Genomic DNA, 18,569 nt, shown 5'->3' on the forward strand with positions numbered 1-18,569 from the left:
TGATTTTTAGCAAACCTGTGACATAGGCAATTTATGGATGCAATGACATTTTTAGTGAACACCTTATTTGATTTATATCTGATGGTGGTCATATTACGCTTCTGGCTACAACTTGTACGCGCCGACTTCTATAACCCGTTCAGTCAATTTGTGGTCAAAGCAACCCAGCCTATCATCGCGCCAATGCGCCGTGTGTTGCCTTCAGTGGGTAGCTTAGATTCGGCTTCTATCGTATTAGCATTAATCGTGGTGCTTGCCAAAATGCTGATACTCAGTGCCATGGCCGGCGCGCAAATTGATATTATTACTTTATTGCTTTACAGCTTTGTCGCCGTACTAAAAAATGCGGGGGTATTGCTATTTTGGATGCTACTTATCCGCGCTATCCTCAGCTGGTTTAACCAAGGGTATAATCCAGTTGTGATGATTATGGGGCAACTCACAGAACCATTATTAGCTCCGATTAGGAAAGTGATCCCTCCAATTGGTGGCTTGGACTTGTCTGTACTGTTGCTGTTTATTGCGATGAACTTTATCAACATTTTGTTTTCGCAGTACATCCCATTCTGGGCAATGATTTAAAGCTTAACTTTGTGTATTCCCACTCCCCTTTGAGTGGGAATACCACTTCCCTCGTTAAATCCTGAACGCTGTTTTCAGCAAAGTCAGTAGCCTTATCCACTTTTGTCGCTTTACTCAGCCTAGTAGCAAGGTATCATAAGCCTCGTTGATTGCCCTCAGGTATTGAAAAAGGAATATGTATGCTACGTTCACTGACTTTGTTTGCAGTTATGTGTTTTATGAGTTTATTGTTAACGACAACGGCTAATGCCGAGCAAAAACAAAGTATAGGCAAGTATGATATTCATTACATGGCCATAGACAGTACCTTTCTCACACCTGAAATAGCCAAACACTATGGCCTTACTCGCAGCCAGTATAATGGCATCATCAATATCTCAGTGCTTGATACAAGCAAAGAAGGTAACCCTTCTGCTGCAGTAGAGATACACGGGGTCGCAAAAAATTTATTACAGGCAAGCCAAACGCTTACTTTCAAAGAAATAAGAGAAGGTGGCGCCATATATTATATTGCTGAGCTGCCCTTTCGCGATGAGCAACAAACCAACTTTAGTATCTCTATTCGACGCGGAAATGAACTCAATACCCGTTTAGAGTTTAGCCATAAGTTTTACATAAACTAACGTGCTTCTTACCTCGTGCCTGAACATGACTCTTCAGGCACTGCAAATGCTTCATTTATCGCCTTTTGCAGAGTATCATTAGCGCCAAATTTTCTAATGCAGCAGGCTTTCTTCATGCAACAAATCGTTCTTGCCAGTGGCAACAAAGGCAAACTTGCCGAATTTGAGCAAATGTTCAGTCCTTTTCAAATAGAAGTACTACCTCAAAGCCAATTTGATGTAACAGAAGTACCAGAAACAGGCACAACCTTTGTAGAAAATGCCATTATTAAGGCTAGACATGCAGCTAAGATTACAGGGATGCCTGCCATTGCTGACGACTCAGGCATAGAAGTAGATGCACTTAACGGACAGCCAGGCATCTACTCAGCTCGTTACTCTGGCGAAAATGCCAATGCGGTATCAAACTACCAAAAGTTGCTTGAGGCAATGACGGATAACACTATCAGAACCGCGCGTTTTCAATGTGTACTGGTTTATATGCGTCACGCTGAAGATCCTACTCCGATTATCTGTCAAGCGGCATGGGAAGGCACCCTTACCCATGAACCGATAGGCGAGCAAGGCCATGGTTATGACCCAATATTTATCCCTAATGGCAGTAATGAAACCGCAGCACAAATGAGCAGTGAAATGAAAAATGCGCAAAGCCATCGCGGTAAGGCATTGGCATTATTGCTAACACAATGCAAAGCAAAAGGCATAATAAAATAGTTTGCCCGTTTGCTAGCTAAGCATTGGTTCGCGGCTTTTGCTAGTAGCTATAGAGCAGACTTATGAGTAACTCATAGCTTACTAGCAAACAAAAACTGCTGTTAAACACCTGATATTCATCGTTCAAGGAACACTCATGCTGCAATTGCCGCCATTAAGCCTTTATATTCATATTCCTTGGTGCGTTCAAAAATGCCCGTATTGTGACTTTAACTCACACGGGCAAAAAGGAGAGTTGCCACAACAAGCGTATGTAGACGCATTACTGGCAGACCTTCAGCAAGATATTGGATATGTTCAAGGAAGAAAACTGCACAGTATCTTTATTGGTGGTGGTACGCCTTCTCTATTCTGTGCTGCTCAAATTAAGCGATTGCTCACAGGTGTTGAGCAGAAGATAGCGTTTGAAGATGATATCGAAATCACCATGGAAGCCAACCCAGGCACATTAGAGCATGATGACTTTGCAGCTTATCGTGCAGCAGGTGTAACACGACTATCAATTGGTATTCAAAGCTTCTCTAAGCAAAAACTTAATTTACTTGGACGAATTCATGATGAGCATGAAGCTGTCAATGCAGCAAAACATGCAAAAAAGGCTGAGTATCAGAGCTTTAACCTCGATTTAATGCATGGTTTACCTAATCAAAGTTTTGATGAAGCTATTTCTGACATTGAACAAGCTGCAGATCTTCAACCACCGCATTTATCTTGGTACCAATTAACCATTGAGCCAAATACCTTGTTCCACTCAAAACCGCCACAACTACCCGATGATGAAAATCTTTGGCAAATATATCAACAAGGTCAACAACGTCTAGCAGACTTAGGCTACGAGCAATACGAGATATCGGCATATGCTAAACCTGGGTTTCAGTGTCGACATAACCTAAATTATTGGCGCTTTGGCGACTATCTAGGCATTGGTTGTGGCGCACATGGCAAGTTAACGTTGCCAAAAGAAAACAGAATCATCCGCACGGTAAAAATAAAACACCCGAAAGGGTATTTACGCAGCGATAACTATACGAGTGATATCAGCGACATTGATCTAGCGGATTTACCCATTGAGTATCTCATGAACCGACTCAGGCTTATGGCTCCCATAGAAAAAAGTGAGTTCGAACTGCGTACAGGTCAACCTGCCAGTACAATTGCGCCGCAAATGCTAAATGCTGTCAATAAAGGCTTAATTATTGAATCCACTTCCCATTGGCAACTGACCGATAAAGGCCATATGTTTGTAAATGAAATCCTTTCCGAGTTTTTATAAAGCTCACCTGAATTTCAGTTAAATAGCCAAATAGAGAAAACATGATGTTTAGTATCATTCATAACTCTAATGGCTATTTTTAAACACAAGCCCACCAATAGTGCCCTTTAATAATGCTTTATGATCTACTAACCATCATTCAACTCCCCTTTTCTACGCACTAAAGTTTAATAAAACACGCATAAATACGTCCTTGCACTTGCAAATACATTATGAACACAATTTCTAACATTTGATTTAACACATTTTTAATCAGGTTTAGTTAGGATAGTTATCGGAAATTCATTTATTCGGAAAGCTAACAATGTCCATAAAAACCAAAACAAGCGTCATTGCTCTAACCCTTACCGCCTTATTAGCCGGAGCGGGCTGTACTCAAACAACATCTACAGCCAATAACAATGAGCAACCGACTGCTGTCGTTGCTCAAACCGAAACAGAAAAAGCCAATGCGCTTTTCCAAGAGATCTTCATGGAAAACGTCATGGCGAGCCCTATCAGCCAAACATATTTAGGCATTAAGAAAGATTACGACAAGTGGGGCGATATATCTGACAAGAATGCAGATGAAGGCTTAGCACGTGCAAAATCACAATTAGCCAAATTGGCAAGTATTGATGCAAGTAAACTCGATACGCAAGCAGCACTGAGTTACTCGCTGCTCAAAACCAGCCTTGAGAATGGTATTGCTGATGATAAATGGCGTTATCACACTTACCCAGTAAACCAAATGTACGGTTTACACTCTATGGTGGCTTCCTTTTTAATCAATCAGCACCAAGTAAAGAGTGTTGAAGATGCGCAAGCTTACATCAGCAGATTAAATGGCACCAAGGTGCTGTTAAAGCAGCTTGAAGGAGAGCTTGAAATCCGAGCACAAAAAGGCATTATTGCGCCTAAGTTTGTGTTCCCTTATGTGATTTCAGATAGCCGTAACATTATCACCGGCGCACCTTTTGCTACAAAAGAGCAAGATAGTACCTTATGGGCTGACTTCAAAGGCAAAGTGGAAAAGCTTGATATTAGCGGTGAGCAAAAGCAAACGTTACTGACAGATGCTAAAGCCGCACTGATTGATAATGTACAACCCGCCTACCAAAGCCTGATTAGCTATCTCGATACACTCGCTGAACGTGCTGATACCCGTGATGGTGTGTGGAAACTACCTGAAGGTGAGACTTTCTACAATAATGCGCTGGCTCGTACCACCACTACAGATATGACATCTGAGCAAATTCATCAGCTGGGGTTAAGTGAAGTGGCCCGTATTCACGATGAGATGAAGCAGATTATGGTGAAAGTGGACTTTAAAGGTAGCTTGCAAGAGTTCTTCACCTTTATGCGCGAAGACGAGCAATTCTACTACCCACAAACAGATGAAGGCAAAGCCGCTTACTTAAAAGAAGCTAAAGCCATGATTGACGTGATGGAGACGCGCTTAGATGAAGTATTTAAAATCAAACCTAAAGCGCCACTGGTAGTCCGCCAAGTTGAAGCTTTTAGAGAAAAATCAGCAGGTAAAGCCTTTTATAGCCAACCAGCACCAGATGGCTCACTGCCGGGTATTTACTACGCAAACCTTTACGACATGAAGGCCATGCCTAAATACCAAATGGAAGCGCTCGCGTATCACGAAGGTATTCCGGGGCACCACATGCAGATTGCTATCTCTCAAGAGCTTGAAGGCATTCCGATGTTCCGTAAGTTTGGCCGTTACACCGCCTATACCGAAGGTTGGGGACTATACACTGAGTACTTCCCGAAAGAAATGGGCTTATACCAAGACCCATACTCTGACTTTGGTCGCTTGGCCATGGAACTATGGCGCGCCTGTCGCTTAGTTGTCGATACAGGTATCCACAGCGAAAAGTGGACCCGTGAACAAGGTATTGCCTACTACATGGAAAACACGCCAAATGCTGAGTCTGATGCAGTGAAAATGGTTGAGCGCCATGTGATCATGCCTTCTCAAGCGACTGCGTATAAAGTCGGTATGATTAAAATCCTACAGTTACGCGAGCATGCTAAACAGCAACTAGGTGATAAATTCGATATTCGTGACTTCCACACGCTTGTGTTGAAAAACGGTCCTTTGCCATTAGATGTGTTAGCACAACAAATCGATGTATGGATAGAGCAAACTAAAGCGTAATATTGCAAGTCCTTGAGGTGTTAACAATTGTTCGCTAATACTTCGGCAGCGTTGATTAACCTAATATAGAAAACAATCGAAACGAGCTCATGTTTGAGCTCGTTTTTTATTGCACATATCTTGCTCAGCCGCAGAAACTGGCATTGTATGCAGACTACAAGTACGGCCTTCTTGAACTCATGTTTAGTGAGATGCTCATATGCTGCAATTAACATAACATCAACACAGGCTAAGTCGCACTTTTCTTATATTACCCACACAGCTTTCCACTAATAATGGTAAGTAATCGAAGGGGCCCCATATAGAAACACAAACATAATTAATAGGAAAACAGCATGAAAAAACGAAGGGTTACTGAAAAACAGACAAAAATAACCCCAGAAAGCTCTGGGGTACCAAAAAATTAGGATGATGGTATAAAAGCCGACATTGTTTTAGTTATTAAACCGCTGCCAGCTATGATCCAAAACTGCGAAGTTGCGGATTTGTATCACTGATAAAGAAGGGGTCATTTCTTTATCAATGATAGGTATCAAATCATTTTGAACCAACTGACTTCATTGTATTTATATACAAACAGAGTGCAATAGCATTTCAGCGAAAAGTTTTGTAAGTCATTGATTTAATATTAGACAGCCCTGAATTATAATACTCATAAGCCTATGTTATGTAACAGAAATTTAAAAGCCGTGACCAAGGTCACGGCTTTTTGCGTAATTCAAAACAATGTTTTCACATTTATTTACGCATTTTGTACAAGTGTTCATATTTAGCATCCCAATATGGCGGGCTACCAATATGACCTTTAATGAAGTCTATGAAAGCACTTACTTTAGGTGCTAGATGTTTACGACGAGGATAAACGGCTTGCAGAGGTAAGTTATTAGTTAACTGCCATTCTGGCAATAATGGGACTAATGTACCTTGCTCAATTTCATCTTCTAATAGATAACTTGCTAGATACACAATCCCCAACCCACTTACAGCGGCAGACTTAAGTGCAGGAGCGTTATCAACACGGAAGTTACCCGTCACGCCGATTTCACAGTAATCTTCAGCTTTCTTAAACTGCCACATGCTGTGCTCGTGCCACTCACCTTGATAAACCAAACAGTTATGATCAACTAGTTGTTCAGGTCGAGTAATCGTGCCATGTTGTGCAATGTATTCCGGAGATGCGGCTAATACAAACTGACACTTCATTAGCGGTCTAGCAACCATGCCAAGTGGCAATTGCTCTGACATAGTTAACAGTAGGTCTAAGCCTTCACTGACTACGTCAACTTTATGGTCGAGTAAGCTCACCTGAAGTTCTAACTCAGGATGTTTCGACATAAATTCAGGCAAAGCAGGAATAATGTGCATGGTACCGAAGGATTGTGAAATACCAACTTTAAGCACACCACGGGTTGCGTCATTAAGGTTATGCACGCTAGCTACAGCTTGTTCAGCATCTCTAAGCAGTTCTTCACCTTGCAGGTAGAGTAAATTCCCTGCTTCAGTCAAACTTAAACTACGGGTGGTACGCTGGATCAGCTGCACACCAAGTTTATGCTCTAAGTCAGCAACCTGAGTACTAACCTTAGATTTAGAAATACCTAAACGTCTTGCCGCAGCACTAAAGCTACCTGCACGTGCAACATGGGTAAAAATTGCAATGGGTTCTAACAGTTCTAACATTGAAGTCGCCTTAAAATAGTTACGGCACAAGTTAAATTTTCAACACATCCGTCACGCTTGTTAACGCCATAGGTCATTATTAACGAAACATGAAGTATGGCAATACAAGTGATATATGGGTCTGCATACATCTTGGGATTATTCGAAAATCCATCAAAATCGAAAATATTAAGGTATTTTTCTTATAATTCTTATGAGTATAACAAAAAACTATCCAATTACTCTATATTTATAATTGACAATTTTTAAAAACGAACAACGTTGTTCTATCAGTGGAAAGGTGTGTTTTTTAGTTTAATATGAAGGGCTTAAACAAAAAGCCCCAGTATCCGAGATCATGAATACTGGGGAAGGTCAGGTATATTTTAATTTACAAAAATATAAGACATGCAATCGATTAACTTAGCTACGCAGTAACAACTTACTCATATTTCACAAAATCCTTTGATGGTTTTGCCAATACATAAGGTGCAAGCTCAGGTACATTAGTGCGCAGGTTTTGCTCCATCGCCATTAAAGATTCGAAGTCGTTACACACTTTGTCAGCTCTATATTCAATATCTTTTGCTTGATGTTCAATTTGCGTTTCGATTTCTTGGCCAATGTTTTCCATCTTCAATGCAAACGATTCAATTTTCTCATCAAAACTGCCACCTTCAGATGACATGATTTCACTCCCTAGCGTCATCATGATAGTACCAATTGAGTTAGTCATGACTTGTTCAATCTCTTTCTCGAATTCTTCGTTGAAAGCACTTTCCATGGTGGTTTCAGTTGATCCTAAGAAAAATTTATCACCTTGCTGGTAAGCTAGTTCATCAACTCGTTGCTGAATGCCCACTAATAGCTCATCAATTTGACTACCAGCTGCGTCACCTAAGATTGGCGTGAGTGCCATGCTGACAGCTTGTGTTGCTATTGATACTACATCGCCAACGAAGTCTATAACTTCAGGTACTTGTCTAGATAACTCATTAGCGTAGTCATTGACTAGAGCCTGTTGCTGTTCATTCAACTCAACCTGCTCACCGTTGACATACAAGTCACCTTGCTCAATCCGATATTGCTCGGCACCACTTTGACTGACTTGTAAGCGTTTTGGCTCTACGGTGACATCATAATTTAATGCCACATTACATTGTTCATCACCTAGAGAGATTTTTGCTTGAGCTGGTGCGACAAAAGCTGCTGAAATTAATAGTCCTGAAATTGCAGCGCTCGCTAACCATTTTTGCGTTTTCATTATCGTCGTCCTTTTCACAGTTTGGAAACTTAGTTGATGCCTGAATAAAGCAGGTGTTGTGCCAACTTTGATTTATTCATATATTTCAGACAGATAAAAACAAAACAATGAAAAGTAATAACGAATGACTTTTTGAATATTTTGTAATAGTGAGTAATTTTTTCACTATTTGGTGAAAAACACCACTGAGGAAGGTGTTAGTAAGAATAGAAAAAGCGCGCTAAAATATAGAGCGCCCCAATTGCTGGCAAATGTGCTCAAGCATGGCTGTCCCCGCTAAAGAGTTACCATTTACATCAAGCTCTGGTGACCACACACAAATAGACATATCACCCGGGATCACCGCGATAATGCCACCACCGACACCACTTTTACCCGGCATACCCACCCGATAAGCAAACTCACCCGCACCATCATACAGGCCAGAAGTCGCTAGCAAGGCATTCAGTTGGCGTGTTTGAACGGGTGAAATAAGTGCATTACCTGATAGGGTTTTACCTTTATTAGCCAGATAAAACATGGCTTTTGATAAATCAGCACAGTTCATCCGCATTGCGCAATAATGAAAGTAGCTTTTGAGCACAGTGTTGACATCACCGTTAAAGTTACCAAAAGACTTCATCAAATAAGCAATGGAGGCGTTACGGGCACTGGCCTGATATTCAGATTGCGCCACCACTTTGTCTGACTTAATGGTTGAATTTAAACTCAGTTCACGGATGACTTCCATCATATGATGCTTGGGTGCCCCAAGGCGTTGCTGGATTAAATCAGCAATAATTAACGCCCCTGCATTAATAAACGGATTACGAGGTTTACCGCGCTCTAATTCGACTTGTACTAATGAATTGAATGAATGACCAGAAGGCTCTTTGCCTACTCTTGACCATATTTCATCTTCTTCGTATAAATTCAACGCCAGTGTTAGGCTGAATACTTTCGAGATACTCTGAATAGAAAACGGTGTTAAGTAATCACCTGCACCGATGGTTTTACCATCCATCGTCGTCACCGCAATGGCTAGCTGGTTTGGGTTCACCTGTGCCAAAGCAGGAATATAATCGGCTACTTTACCTTGACCTAAAAGCGGCCGAACTTTGTCGACCGCTTGCTGTAAAAGTGCTACATCAACCAATGTTAGTGATTCCTAACTTAATCCCAATACAAGTCATACAGTGGGCTTACAGCAACATCTTTAACAGGCTGTTTTTCCCAGAATGCTTTTACCGCAGCAATGTCTTCTTCAGTGCACTTGCCAATAGTCTGAGTAGCAATGATGCCTTCCCATGACTTGTGGCCGCCACCGTGGAAGCCCAGCTTACGGGCTTCTATCACATCATCAATAAACTGATCAACAAACTGGTCAATTTGCTCTTCTGTTACTGAATCTTCAAATGTCCAATTAACATCAAAACCAAACTCTTGGAACTCATCAACACGCAACTTTTTACGCAAACGACGGCTACGGTTCTTGGCCATGTTTTATCTCCTTAATGATGTGATAGCTTAAGCAATGCGCTCAAACATAATATCCCAAACACCATGACCTAAACGATGGCCACGGGCTTCGAATTTGGTAAGTGGACGATGTTCTGGGCGAGGAACAACAGTACCGTCTGCAGACAGGTTTTTATACCCTTGCGCTTGGTTCATCACCTCTAACATGTGCTCACTGTAGTTTTCCCAATCTGTTGCCATATGGAATACACCGCCAATTTTTAACTTACGGCGGATTAACTCAGCAAATGCAGGCTGCACAATACGGCGCTTATGATGACGTTTTTTATGCCAAGGATCTGGGAAAAATAGCTGCACCCTAGCAAGAGCACCATCTGCAATGCTGTTTTCTAGCACTTCCATCGCATCATGATGATAAACACGTAAATTAGTCACACCAGCTTCACCCGCATCAGCTAAACATGCACCAACACCCGGTTTATGTACTTCAATACCAATGAAGTTTAATTCAGGTGCGTCGGCAGACATTTCCACTAAAGAAGCGCCCATACCAAAACCAATTTCAAGTACCGTGTCAGCATCTCGGCCAAACACGTCAGTTAAATTGAGTGCTTCAGGGCTGTAATCTAATCCCATTGCTGGCCAGTGTGATTCTAAAGCCTGTGCTTGGCCTTTGGTTAATCGCCCTTCCCTAAGCACAAAACTTCTCACTTTACGAAGATACTTACCTTCTTCATTAAATTCAGCTGTGGTTACGTCGCTCATCTTTGCCTCATTTATTATTGCAGTGTTGAATTCACTAATAGTTAGTTGAGTCCACTGACAATAATAGTCATTCAATTCGTTTAATCGCATATTATAGCTAAACTCGTTCACCGAATGGTAGTAATACCGATAAAGATATCAACCAATAACACTGTACTTGTGAATTATTAATGAGCTGTTTACACTGCCCCGATGAATTCTATAGCTAGCTTTAGCCAACGCATAGTCAGTTGGTACGATAAACACGGCCGAAAAAGCCTGCCATGGCAACAAGATAAAACGCCATATCGCGTATGGATTTCGGAAATCATGTTGCAGCAAACTCAAGTCGCAACAGTGATCCCATATTATCTGAGGTTCATGGAAAGCTTCCCTACTGTGACCGATTTAGCCAACGCCGAACAAGATGAAGTACTGCATCATTGGACTGGCTTAGGTTATTATGCAAGAGCACGTAATCTGCATAAGGCTGCACAAACCATTCGTGATAAGCATCAAGGTTTTTTTCCAACTGAATTTGAGCAGGTACTAGCCCTTTCTGGTATTGGCCGCTCAACCGCTGGCGCAATATTATCGCTATCGCTCAATCAGCCCCATGCCATTTTAGATGGCAATGTGAAACGGGTACTGGCACGTCATAATGCTATTGATGGCTGGCCAGGCAAGAAAACCGTTGAGCAGCAGCTATGGCAGCAAGCTGAAGATCTCTCGCCTGTTAACAATATTGCTAAGTTTAATCAGGCCATGATGGATATGGGGGCAAATGTCTGCACTCGCAGTAAACCTAAATGCGAGCAATGCCCAATTGCCGTTGATTGTAAAGCGCAGCTGCAAGGCAAACAAACCGATTACCCAGGTAAAAAGCCCAAAAAGATCATTCCAGCAAAACAAGCTTGGATGCTAGTGCAGCTTGATAATCAGCAATCTGCAAAGGTGCAATTAATTCAACGACCACCAGCTGGTATTTGGGGTGGCCTTTGGTGTTTTCCAGAATATCCTGATGAGGCTTCATTAACCCAAGCATTAGTACAACAAAACTTGCAGCCAAGCCCACAATTACTCGATGGATTTCGCCATACTTTTAGCCATTTCCACCTCGATATCACACCCGTTTTAGTGCAAGAAACAACAAGTACCGAAGCACATAACAAAAAGCCAGCAAAGATAATGGAACAAAACGCCGTGCTTTGGTATAACATCAACCAACCAGCGAAAGTAGGATTAGCAGCCGCAACCGAGCGGATTTTAGACAATTTATCAGGGCTATTACCTCATATCGCAACCGATCCCATTAAGGAGTAATTATGGCTCGTACCGTAAACTGCACATACCTGAAAAAAGAAGCTGACGGATTAGACTTTCAGCTGTATCCGGGTGAGTTAGGCAAGCGTATTTTTGATAATATCAGTAAAGAAGCTTGGGGCCTTTGGCAGAAAAAACAAACCATGCTAATTAACGAGCACAAACTTAACATGATGAATGTTGATGATAGAAAAATGCTTGAAGAAAACATGGTGAGCTTTTTATTCGAGGGGAAAGACGTCAAAATCGATGGTTATGTGCCGCCGTCTGAAGACGAATAACACCTCAAAACGGTTAAGCACTTTTTGCAAGCCGCTTTCAAAATACAGCCCTAGAGGCTGTATTTTCGTTTTAGTTCCCCTTGGAATTCGAAAACGTGACAGCCTAATCAAATTATTAAACAAATCTCTAATGTAGTGATTAATCTAGATTTCTCACACATATTTACATCTTTATATTCGATATAATTTTCTGCATATCTGGTCATTTCTTGAGAACATAATGCGATACGCAACTTTCACACTCGCTGCACTACTTTGTAGCTTTATCGGCACAACTATCATTACAGCTCCAGCACATGCCGATGTTAATGGTATGAAACCTTTTCCTGTAGAGGGCGCACCTCTGGGTTATATCATTCATAACCCATATGAAAATGCACCATTAACAGCACTAGTGACGTTAAATGGGCACAATATTAGCGATGTGTCAGTTACTGTACACGCCAAAGATGAAACTGGTGTAGACATTAATTACTCAGTAAGTGACATGCGAGTAATGAGTGAAGGCGGCGTACCAATTTTTGGACTTTATCCGGCACTGCTGAACAAGTTCACAATTAAATGGACCCAAGATGGAAAGCAGCAATCTCACGACTACCAAATGCTGACACCCGATGTAGATATGGGCTTTTCTGAAAGTCAGTGGGCAAAAGCACCCAAAGTGGAAGTAGAATATGTTGCAGATGACTTTAAAGATCGACTGTATTTTGTTAACTGGACCAACCCTGATGGTAAATCCAGTCCACTGATGCATAACAATGTGTCAGCCCCCGGCGCATTTTCTTGGGACGGAAAACCAGGCTTTTTTATCATAGATACCTCTGGCGATATCCGCTGGTACATGAACCCTTACACAACACATAATTCAAAGGCTTATGACACAGCAGGCTATGCCATGGGAATGAACGTCACTCAAGACGGGAATATGGTATGGGTACAAGGACAAACATGGAAAAAAATGTCGTTGATGGGACGCATGATCAGCGAACATAATTTGCCCGGCAATTTTATTGACGCCTCTCACGAGGGCATTGAAGGTGCAAATGGTAATATTTTTATTCGTGCGGCTGCTAAAGACTACCGCCGAAGCGATGGTCGCGTAGTGAATACCGTGCGCGATCAAATCATCGAGGTAGATACAACAGGCAAACTAGTTGATTACTGGGATCTAAACACTATCCTAGATCCATTTCGAGATGCCGCTTTACTGTCGCTGGATGCTGGTGCAGTCTGCTTGAACATAGATATTGACCAAGCGGGTCACCAAGTCACCGTTGAAGATTTACAATCCGCGCCTTATGGCGATATTCATGGTGTTGAAACTGGCCGCAATTGGGTGCATGCAAATTCTGTTGATTACGACCCCGCTGACGACAGTATTATTGTCAGCTCTCGTCACCAATCCGCTATTTTCAAGATTGGCCGTGACAAGCAAATAAAATGGATCCTCAGTCCCCGTGAGGGTTGGTCAGCAGCATTCCAAGACAAGCTATTACGCCCTGTTGATGCTGGCGGTAAACTTTTAGAGTGCAGTGATAAAGGCTTGTGCTTAGATACTGATTTTGACTTCACCTATACACCTCACACGGCTTATAAAGTCCCACAAAAAGGCACTTATACAGTTTTTGATAACGGTGATGGCCGTTTTCTCGCTCAGCCAATGTTTCCAATGGACAAGTATTCTCGTGCTGTAGAATATAAAATTGATGAGCAAAATATGACAATCGAGCAAGTCTGGCATTACGGTAAAGACGAGTTAGGTTATGAAGGCTATTCACCTGTAACTTCAATCGTTAAATATCAGCAAGACAAAGACAGCATGCTAAGTTACTTTGCCTCTGCAGGTTTATTTGGCATTGGCGGTGGCTACGGTAATCTAAAAATGGATGAAACCACCGGAGTGGTTAAATCTATTTTGGTTGAGCACAGATACGGTGAAAACAAACCGGCTGTGAAGATTAACATTGATAGCCATGACCTTTATGCCACGGGTTATCGTGCACAAGTGATTTTACCTGAGAAAATGCTGAAATAAGCTGTTTCTTTTCAGAGGTAGATACACAGTCATCAAAGCGACTCATTAATAGACTTATTAGGCCGAGATATTCTCGGCCTTTTCATGCGACCTCTATTTAAAATCAATTGTTTTTTGCTTCCTCTAGTCTTAATAGTCTCTTGTTTTTTAGCTGTTTTATAGTTATTGTTGCCGGTGAATAATTCATCAACCGCTTGCTACACTCTATGAAATTAGATACTGACAAATCATATTGTTAAGATAAAAACACACATCAGCACCTCAATATACTCACCTGTAAAACATTGCACCTTCTCTCAATTTTTTACGCCTATTGTTCAAAAAATAACTAGCCAAAACTGACTTCATACTTTACATTCTAGTAACAATGTAAGCGGTTACATTTTTTATTGAAAAATTAATACCAATAAAAACATAGTGTTAAAAGTTGCGGTTTTCGTGTATTTTTAGGGACAAAAAATGAATAACGGTCATCTTCAGCCAAACCAGATCCTGTCGTTAAAAGAGAAAGTGGGTTATGCCATGGGAGATGTGGCGTCAAACTTCTATTGGCGGGTATTTGATGTATTTCTATTCATTTTCTACACCGACGTATTTGGTATCTCAGCAGCTGCGGTGGGAACAATGATGTTGGTCACCCGTTTAATCGACGCCTTTTCCGATCCATTAATGGGCGCACTTGCTGATAGAACTCAAACACGCTTTGGCAAATTTCGTCCCTATTTATTGTTAGGTATCTTACCGTTGGCCGCCGCGGGAGTACTGACATTTACAGTGCCAGATCTTAACAGCGACGGAAAATTGATTTGGGCCTATGCGACTTATATTTTCATGATGTTAGCTTACACCTTTATCAACGTGCCATATGGCGCGTTGCTCGGGGTGATCACTGCCAATAGTCAGCAGCGAACAACATTAACGAGTTTTAGATTTATTGGCGCATTTTCAGGCGGTACACTCGTCGCTTATTTAACACCAGAACTGGTGAATTGGCTTGGTCAAGGCGATGATATCGTTGGCTGGCAATTAACTATGGCCTGCTACGGTATTATTGCTGCTATATTATTTAGTATTACCTTTCTAAGCACCAAAGAACGCATTGCTCCGCCGGTTGAACAACGCAGCAGTATCAAACAAGACATTCAAGATCTGCTCAATAACATGCCTTGGTTAATCCTCTTTTCTCTTGCCTTAATCATCATGTTAACCATTACCCTGCGCGGGAGCACGGGCACGTTTTATTTCAAATATTATGTCCATCGCGAAGACTTAATCGGCGCATTTACCGCAACTTACATGATATCACTGGCCATTGGTGCAGCCTGCACACCATTACTTACTCGACTGTTAGATAAAAGGCGGTTATTAATTTTACTGATGAGCATGGTAGCGGCTTTGTGTTTCGCCTTCTATTGGCTGCAACCACAGCAAATTGCCTTGATGTTTGTACTTCAAGCTTTGATAGGCTTTTGTTTGGGACCTAAGTCACCATTGGTATTTTCTATGTATGCCGATACGGCTGATTATGGTCAATACAAGCACGGACGCAGAGCCACAGCCATGACCTTCTCTGCAGCGGCTTTCTCTCAAAAACTCGGCGGCGCTTTTGCCGGTGCCATGATGGGCTGGATCCTTTCATCTATGGGGTATGTCGCAAACCAGCAACAATCTACTGACTCAGAAATGGGAATTTTACTGCTAAACACCATTATACCCGCGGTGTTTGCCATTATCGCGGTATGGGTGATTCGATTTTATAGCTTAGATGAGCAAAAAATGGCACAAGTTAGCCAACGTCTCTATCAAACCAATTCGTCGGAGAGTCACTCGTGATCACTTTACACAATACGGGTGAAGTAACCTTAAACAGCCCAACATCTATGCCCAATGCCGCTAGTTTTCTGTGGAATAAGCATATGATGATCCAGATGAACTGTCGAGGTTATGCCACTGCGCAATTTATGCAGCCTGAACCCGCTAAATATAGTCGCGGCCCCAATATTGAAGCAACTACTTTTATTCAACCTGAGCATCCATATTACAGTCATCATCCAGGGCGTTTTTTCTATATAAAAGACCACAGTGACAACAGTTTATTCTCTGTACCCTATGAGCCAGTGCGCAGTAAGGCGCAAAAGTTTGAATTTAAAGTCAGCGCAGCAGCCATCAGTTGGCAAATAGTTCAACAAGGATTGTTAATTGAGCTCACATTGAACTTAAGCACACAAGATGCTGCAGAAATGTGGCAATTAAATATCACCAATTTAGAACAAAAAATGAGAAAAATTAGCGTATACAGTTATTTTTCTGTGGGGTATATGTCGTGGATGAATCAGTCAGCACACTTTGATGATGAGCTAAATGGCATTTTTTGCCACAGTGTCGCTCCCTACCAAAAAGTGGAGCAATACTTTGCTAATCAAGAAAACAAAGACAGTTGTGTCCTGTTAACGGACTACCCTGTCACCAGCTATGAAACTCGACAAGCTAGCTTTGAAGGTGAAGGTGGATTACACAACCCTGATGCGATACAAAAACAAGAGCTAGATAATGGTGAAGCTCTGTATGAAACCCCGACTACGGTAATGCAATTTGCCATTGAACTTACACAATCACAAAAGCATCAACAGCAGTTTATTTTTGCTCCTGTGAAAGATAAACATCAGGCTCTGCAGCTTAAGCAGCGCTATTTTGAGCAGCAAAGTGCTCGTGATATAGCTAGTCAATATCATGACTACATCACACAACACTCCCCAAACCTTGATATCAATATGCCTGATAGCAAACTGGCGCACTATATCAATCATTGGTTGCCAAGACAGGTGTTTTACCACGGCGATGTAAACCGTTTATCAACCGACCCACAAACCCGTAATTACCTACAAGATGCTATGGGAATGGTGTATATCAAGCCGCAGCAAGCAAGAAGTGCATTCATTACCGCGATTCAACAGCAACAAGAAAATGGTGCTATGCCAGATGGCATATTATTGCATCCAGATGCTGAGCTTAAATACATCAACCAAGTACCCCATAGCGATCATTGCGTATGGCTAATTATTTGTTTACAAGCCTACCTTGATGAAACAGATGACTATCAATTACTGTCGCAACACCTGCCATTTAGTAACAGTGACAAACAAGCAAACGTGTTTGAACATGTGACCATGGCGCTGCAATTCCTCTATGAACATCGAGATCACCGCAGTTTAAGTTTGATTGAACAGGGGGATTGGTGCGACCCAATGAATATGGTTGGATATAAAGGAAAAGGTGTGTCCACATGGCTGACTTTAGCCACAGCTTACGCAATGAAAATTTGGGCGAAAATAGCCGAAAAGTATGGCAGTACAGATATATATCAGCAGATGATGACACAACAAGTTGAGTTAAATAATGCGGTAAACTTACATTGTTGGGACGGCCAGTGGTATTCCCGAGGTATTACTGATGCCGGCAAGCCATTTGGCGTCAACCAAGACTCACAAGGCAAAATCTATCTTAACCCGCAATCATTTGCCATGCTTTCATCTGCAGCAAATGACGACCAAATTGCGCAAATACAACATCAGGTAGATAAACAACTTTCTACCCCTTTTGGGCTGATGATGCTCGCGCCAAGTTATACTGAAATGCACGAAGATATTGGTCGCGTCACTCAAAAGTTTGCTGGTGTGGCTGAAAATGGCTCGGTATATAACCATGCTGCCATTTTTTATATTCACGCGTTATTTGCTCAAGGCCATGCAAACCAGGCTTGGCATTGGCTGGACGCAATGATGCCCACTGAACAAGATGACTTACTCATTCGAGGTCAACTCCCCGTATTCATCCCAAATTATTATCGCGGCGCATTTTATCAACATCCCGATGTGGCTGGTAAATCCAGTCAGCTATTTAACACTGGGACTTGCGCTTGGTTTTTAAGGGTGATCATTGAACAATTATTTGGATTACGAGGCTGTCGCGACGGGTTAATGGTATCACCCAACTTACCTTCACACTGGCCACAAGCCTCAATAAAGCGCCAGTTTCGTGATGCACAGTTTACGGTAAACTACCAAAGAAAAGCTGAAGTTAAGCAGGTAACAGTATATCTAGATGGCAATTTGCTAAATGGTAATGTCATCAAGCAATGGCAAAGCGGTAAACACTATCAAGTACAGGTTGACTTACCCATGGTGTAACGCTGACATCCCCAAGGTATAACCAGGCTCTATGCATTATGAGTGATTGCAGACTTATATTCTGACGTTAGCTATCGAATATAAGGTGTAATCAAGCTGCTTTTTGAGCAATATTAAGCGAATTGCACTGCTATAAAGACCGAATTGCACAAATCCTAAGCTAACGAGAGTGTTTGGCATAAAAAGCACTTGCACCATAAAATGCATCCCTATAATATGTGCGCACTTCAAACAACAACGGCATTATTAATGCTTGTTTGAAGTAGACGACTAA

The 18,569-nt window shown here is 41.8% G+C and carries 15 protein-coding genes; 10 read left to right on the top strand and 5 right to left on the bottom strand.

Translation table 11 applies throughout. From position 1 onward, the window contains the following. Positions 1–33 precede the first annotated feature (33 nt). From ACHUGF_RS01305 to ACHUGF_RS01325, 5 genes are all read left to right on the top strand, one after another. Positions 34–582 carry a YggT family protein gene (locus tag ACHUGF_RS01305; protein WP_394128966.1) on the top strand — a complete coding sequence of 183 codons (549 nt, stop codon included), beginning with the start codon at positions 34–36 and terminating at the stop codon, positions 580–582. A gap of 179 nt (positions 583–761) precedes the next feature. Next, entirely contained in the window at positions 762–1,205 is a 444-nt protein-coding gene (locus ACHUGF_RS01310; protein ID WP_394128967.1) for a DUF4426 domain-containing protein, read from the top strand. Between the two features lie 114 nt (positions 1,206–1,319). Further along, the gene (rdgB, locus tag ACHUGF_RS01315) at positions 1,320–1,919 is read left to right on the top strand and encodes an RdgB/HAM1 family non-canonical purine NTP pyrophosphatase (protein ID WP_394128968.1); all 600 of its coding nucleotides are present in this window, start codon (positions 1,320–1,322) and stop codon (positions 1,917–1,919) included. 136 nt (positions 1,920–2,055) lie between these two features. Then, a complete protein-coding gene (hemW, locus tag ACHUGF_RS01320) occupies positions 2,056–3,192 on the top strand; it encodes a radical SAM family heme chaperone HemW (protein ID WP_394128969.1) in 1,137 nt (378 codons plus the stop codon). Between the two features lie 304 nt (positions 3,193–3,496). Further along, entirely contained in the window at positions 3,497–5,344 is a 1,848-nt protein-coding gene (locus ACHUGF_RS01325) for a DUF885 domain-containing protein (RefSeq protein WP_394128970.1), read from the top strand. A gap of 738 nt (positions 5,345–6,082) precedes the next feature. Here the strand turns inward: ACHUGF_RS01325 and ACHUGF_RS01330 are convergent. The 5 genes from ACHUGF_RS01330 to trmB form a co-directional block, all read right to left on the bottom strand. Continuing rightward, the gene (locus ACHUGF_RS01330) at positions 6,083–7,024 is read right to left on the bottom strand and encodes a LysR family transcriptional regulator (RefSeq protein ID WP_394128971.1); all 942 of its coding nucleotides are present in this window, start codon (positions 7,022–7,024) and stop codon (positions 6,083–6,085) included. Between the two features lie 421 nt (positions 7,025–7,445). After that, on the bottom strand, positions 7,446–8,267 hold the full coding sequence (locus ACHUGF_RS01335) for a YggN family protein (protein WP_394128972.1): 822 nt from the start codon (positions 8,265–8,267) through the stop codon (positions 7,446–7,448). Between the two features lie 220 nt (positions 8,268–8,487). Next, positions 8,488–9,402 carry a glutaminase B gene (glsB, locus tag ACHUGF_RS01340; RefSeq protein ID WP_394128973.1) on the bottom strand — a complete coding sequence of 305 codons (915 nt, stop codon included), beginning with the start codon at positions 9,400–9,402 and terminating at the stop codon, positions 8,488–8,490. A 17-nt stretch (positions 9,403–9,419) separates the two neighbouring features. Further along, positions 9,420–9,746: a YggL family protein gene (locus tag ACHUGF_RS01345; protein WP_394128974.1), complete on the bottom strand. Its 327-nt coding sequence runs from the start codon at positions 9,744–9,746 to the stop codon at positions 9,420–9,422. A gap of 27 nt (positions 9,747–9,773) precedes the next feature. Then, entirely contained in the window at positions 9,774–10,490 is a 717-nt protein-coding gene (gene trmB / locus ACHUGF_RS01350) for a tRNA (guanosine(46)-N7)-methyltransferase TrmB (RefSeq protein WP_394128975.1), read from the bottom strand. 192 nt (positions 10,491–10,682) lie between these two features. Between trmB and mutY the strand changes: the two genes are divergently transcribed. The 5 genes from mutY to ACHUGF_RS01375 all read left to right on the top strand — a co-directional run bounded on the left by mutY (position 10,683) and on the right by ACHUGF_RS01375 (position 18,295). After that, complete coding sequence (gene mutY / locus ACHUGF_RS01355) at positions 10,683–11,792, top strand: A/G-specific adenine glycosylase (protein WP_394128976.1); 1,110 nt, start codon at positions 10,683–10,685, stop codon at positions 11,790–11,792. Positions 11,793–11,794: 2 nt separating this feature from the next. Then, positions 11,795–12,073, top strand: a complete 279-nt coding sequence (locus ACHUGF_RS01360; protein ID WP_394128977.1) for an oxidative damage protection protein — start codon at positions 11,795–11,797, stop codon at positions 12,071–12,073. 220 nt (positions 12,074–12,293) lie between these two features. Continuing rightward, a complete protein-coding gene (locus ACHUGF_RS01365; protein ID WP_394128978.1) occupies positions 12,294–14,108 on the top strand; it encodes an aryl-sulfate sulfotransferase in 1,815 nt (604 codons plus the stop codon). Positions 14,109–14,567: 459 nt separating this feature from the next. Next, the gene (locus ACHUGF_RS01370; RefSeq protein WP_394128979.1) at positions 14,568–15,941 is read left to right on the top strand and encodes an MFS transporter; all 1,374 of its coding nucleotides are present in this window, start codon (positions 14,568–14,570) and stop codon (positions 15,939–15,941) included. Further along, complete coding sequence (locus tag ACHUGF_RS01375; protein ID WP_394128980.1) at positions 15,938–18,295, top strand: GH36-type glycosyl hydrolase domain-containing protein; 2,358 nt, start codon at positions 15,938–15,940, stop codon at positions 18,293–18,295. The genes ACHUGF_RS01370 and ACHUGF_RS01375 overlap by 4 nt, the downstream gene beginning before the upstream one ends. The last annotated feature ends 274 nt before the right edge of the window (positions 18,296–18,569 follow it).

Origin of the sequence: Shewanella maritima, from assembly GCF_043643735.1 — a bacterium.
GTDB lineage: Bacteria > Pseudomonadota > Gammaproteobacteria > Enterobacterales > Shewanellaceae > Shewanella > Shewanella maritima_A.

Excerpts from the sequence above, each read along its gene's own strand:
- rdgB (WP_394128968.1), top strand. The coding sequence starts at position 1,320 with ATGCAACAAATCGTTCTTGCCAGTGGCAACAAAGGCAAACTTGCCGAA.
- ACHUGF_RS01325 (WP_394128970.1), top strand. The coding sequence starts at position 3,497 with ATGTCCATAAAAACCAAAACAAGCGTCATTGCTCTAACCCTTACCGCC.
- ACHUGF_RS01310 (WP_394128967.1), top strand. The coding sequence starts at position 762 with ATGCTACGTTCACTGACTTTGTTTGCAGTTATGTGTTTTATGAGTTTA.
- ACHUGF_RS01330 (WP_394128971.1), bottom strand. The coding sequence starts at position 7,024 with ATGTTAGAACTGTTAGAACCCATTGCAATTTTTACCCATGTTGCACGT.
- ACHUGF_RS01345 (WP_394128974.1), bottom strand. The coding sequence starts at position 9,746 with ATGGCCAAGAACCGTAGCCGTCGTTTGCGTAAAAAGTTGCGTGTTGAT.
- ACHUGF_RS01335 (WP_394128972.1), bottom strand. The coding sequence starts at position 8,267 with ATGAAAACGCAAAAATGGTTAGCGAGCGCTGCAATTTCAGGACTATTA.
- ACHUGF_RS01370 (WP_394128979.1), top strand. The coding sequence starts at position 14,568 with ATGAATAACGGTCATCTTCAGCCAAACCAGATCCTGTCGTTAAAAGAG.
- trmB (WP_394128975.1), bottom strand. The coding sequence starts at position 10,490 with ATGAGCGACGTAACCACAGCTGAATTTAATGAAGAAGGTAAGTATCTT.
- ACHUGF_RS01360 (WP_394128977.1), top strand. The coding sequence starts at position 11,795 with ATGGCTCGTACCGTAAACTGCACATACCTGAAAAAAGAAGCTGACGGA.
- mutY (WP_394128976.1), top strand. The coding sequence starts at position 10,683 with ATGAATTCTATAGCTAGCTTTAGCCAACGCATAGTCAGTTGGTACGAT.
- hemW (WP_394128969.1), top strand. The coding sequence starts at position 2,056 with ATGCTGCAATTGCCGCCATTAAGCCTTTATATTCATATTCCTTGGTGC.
- ACHUGF_RS01365 (WP_394128978.1), top strand. The coding sequence starts at position 12,294 with ATGCGATACGCAACTTTCACACTCGCTGCACTACTTTGTAGCTTTATC.
- ACHUGF_RS01305 (WP_394128966.1), top strand. The coding sequence starts at position 34 with ATGGATGCAATGACATTTTTAGTGAACACCTTATTTGATTTATATCTG.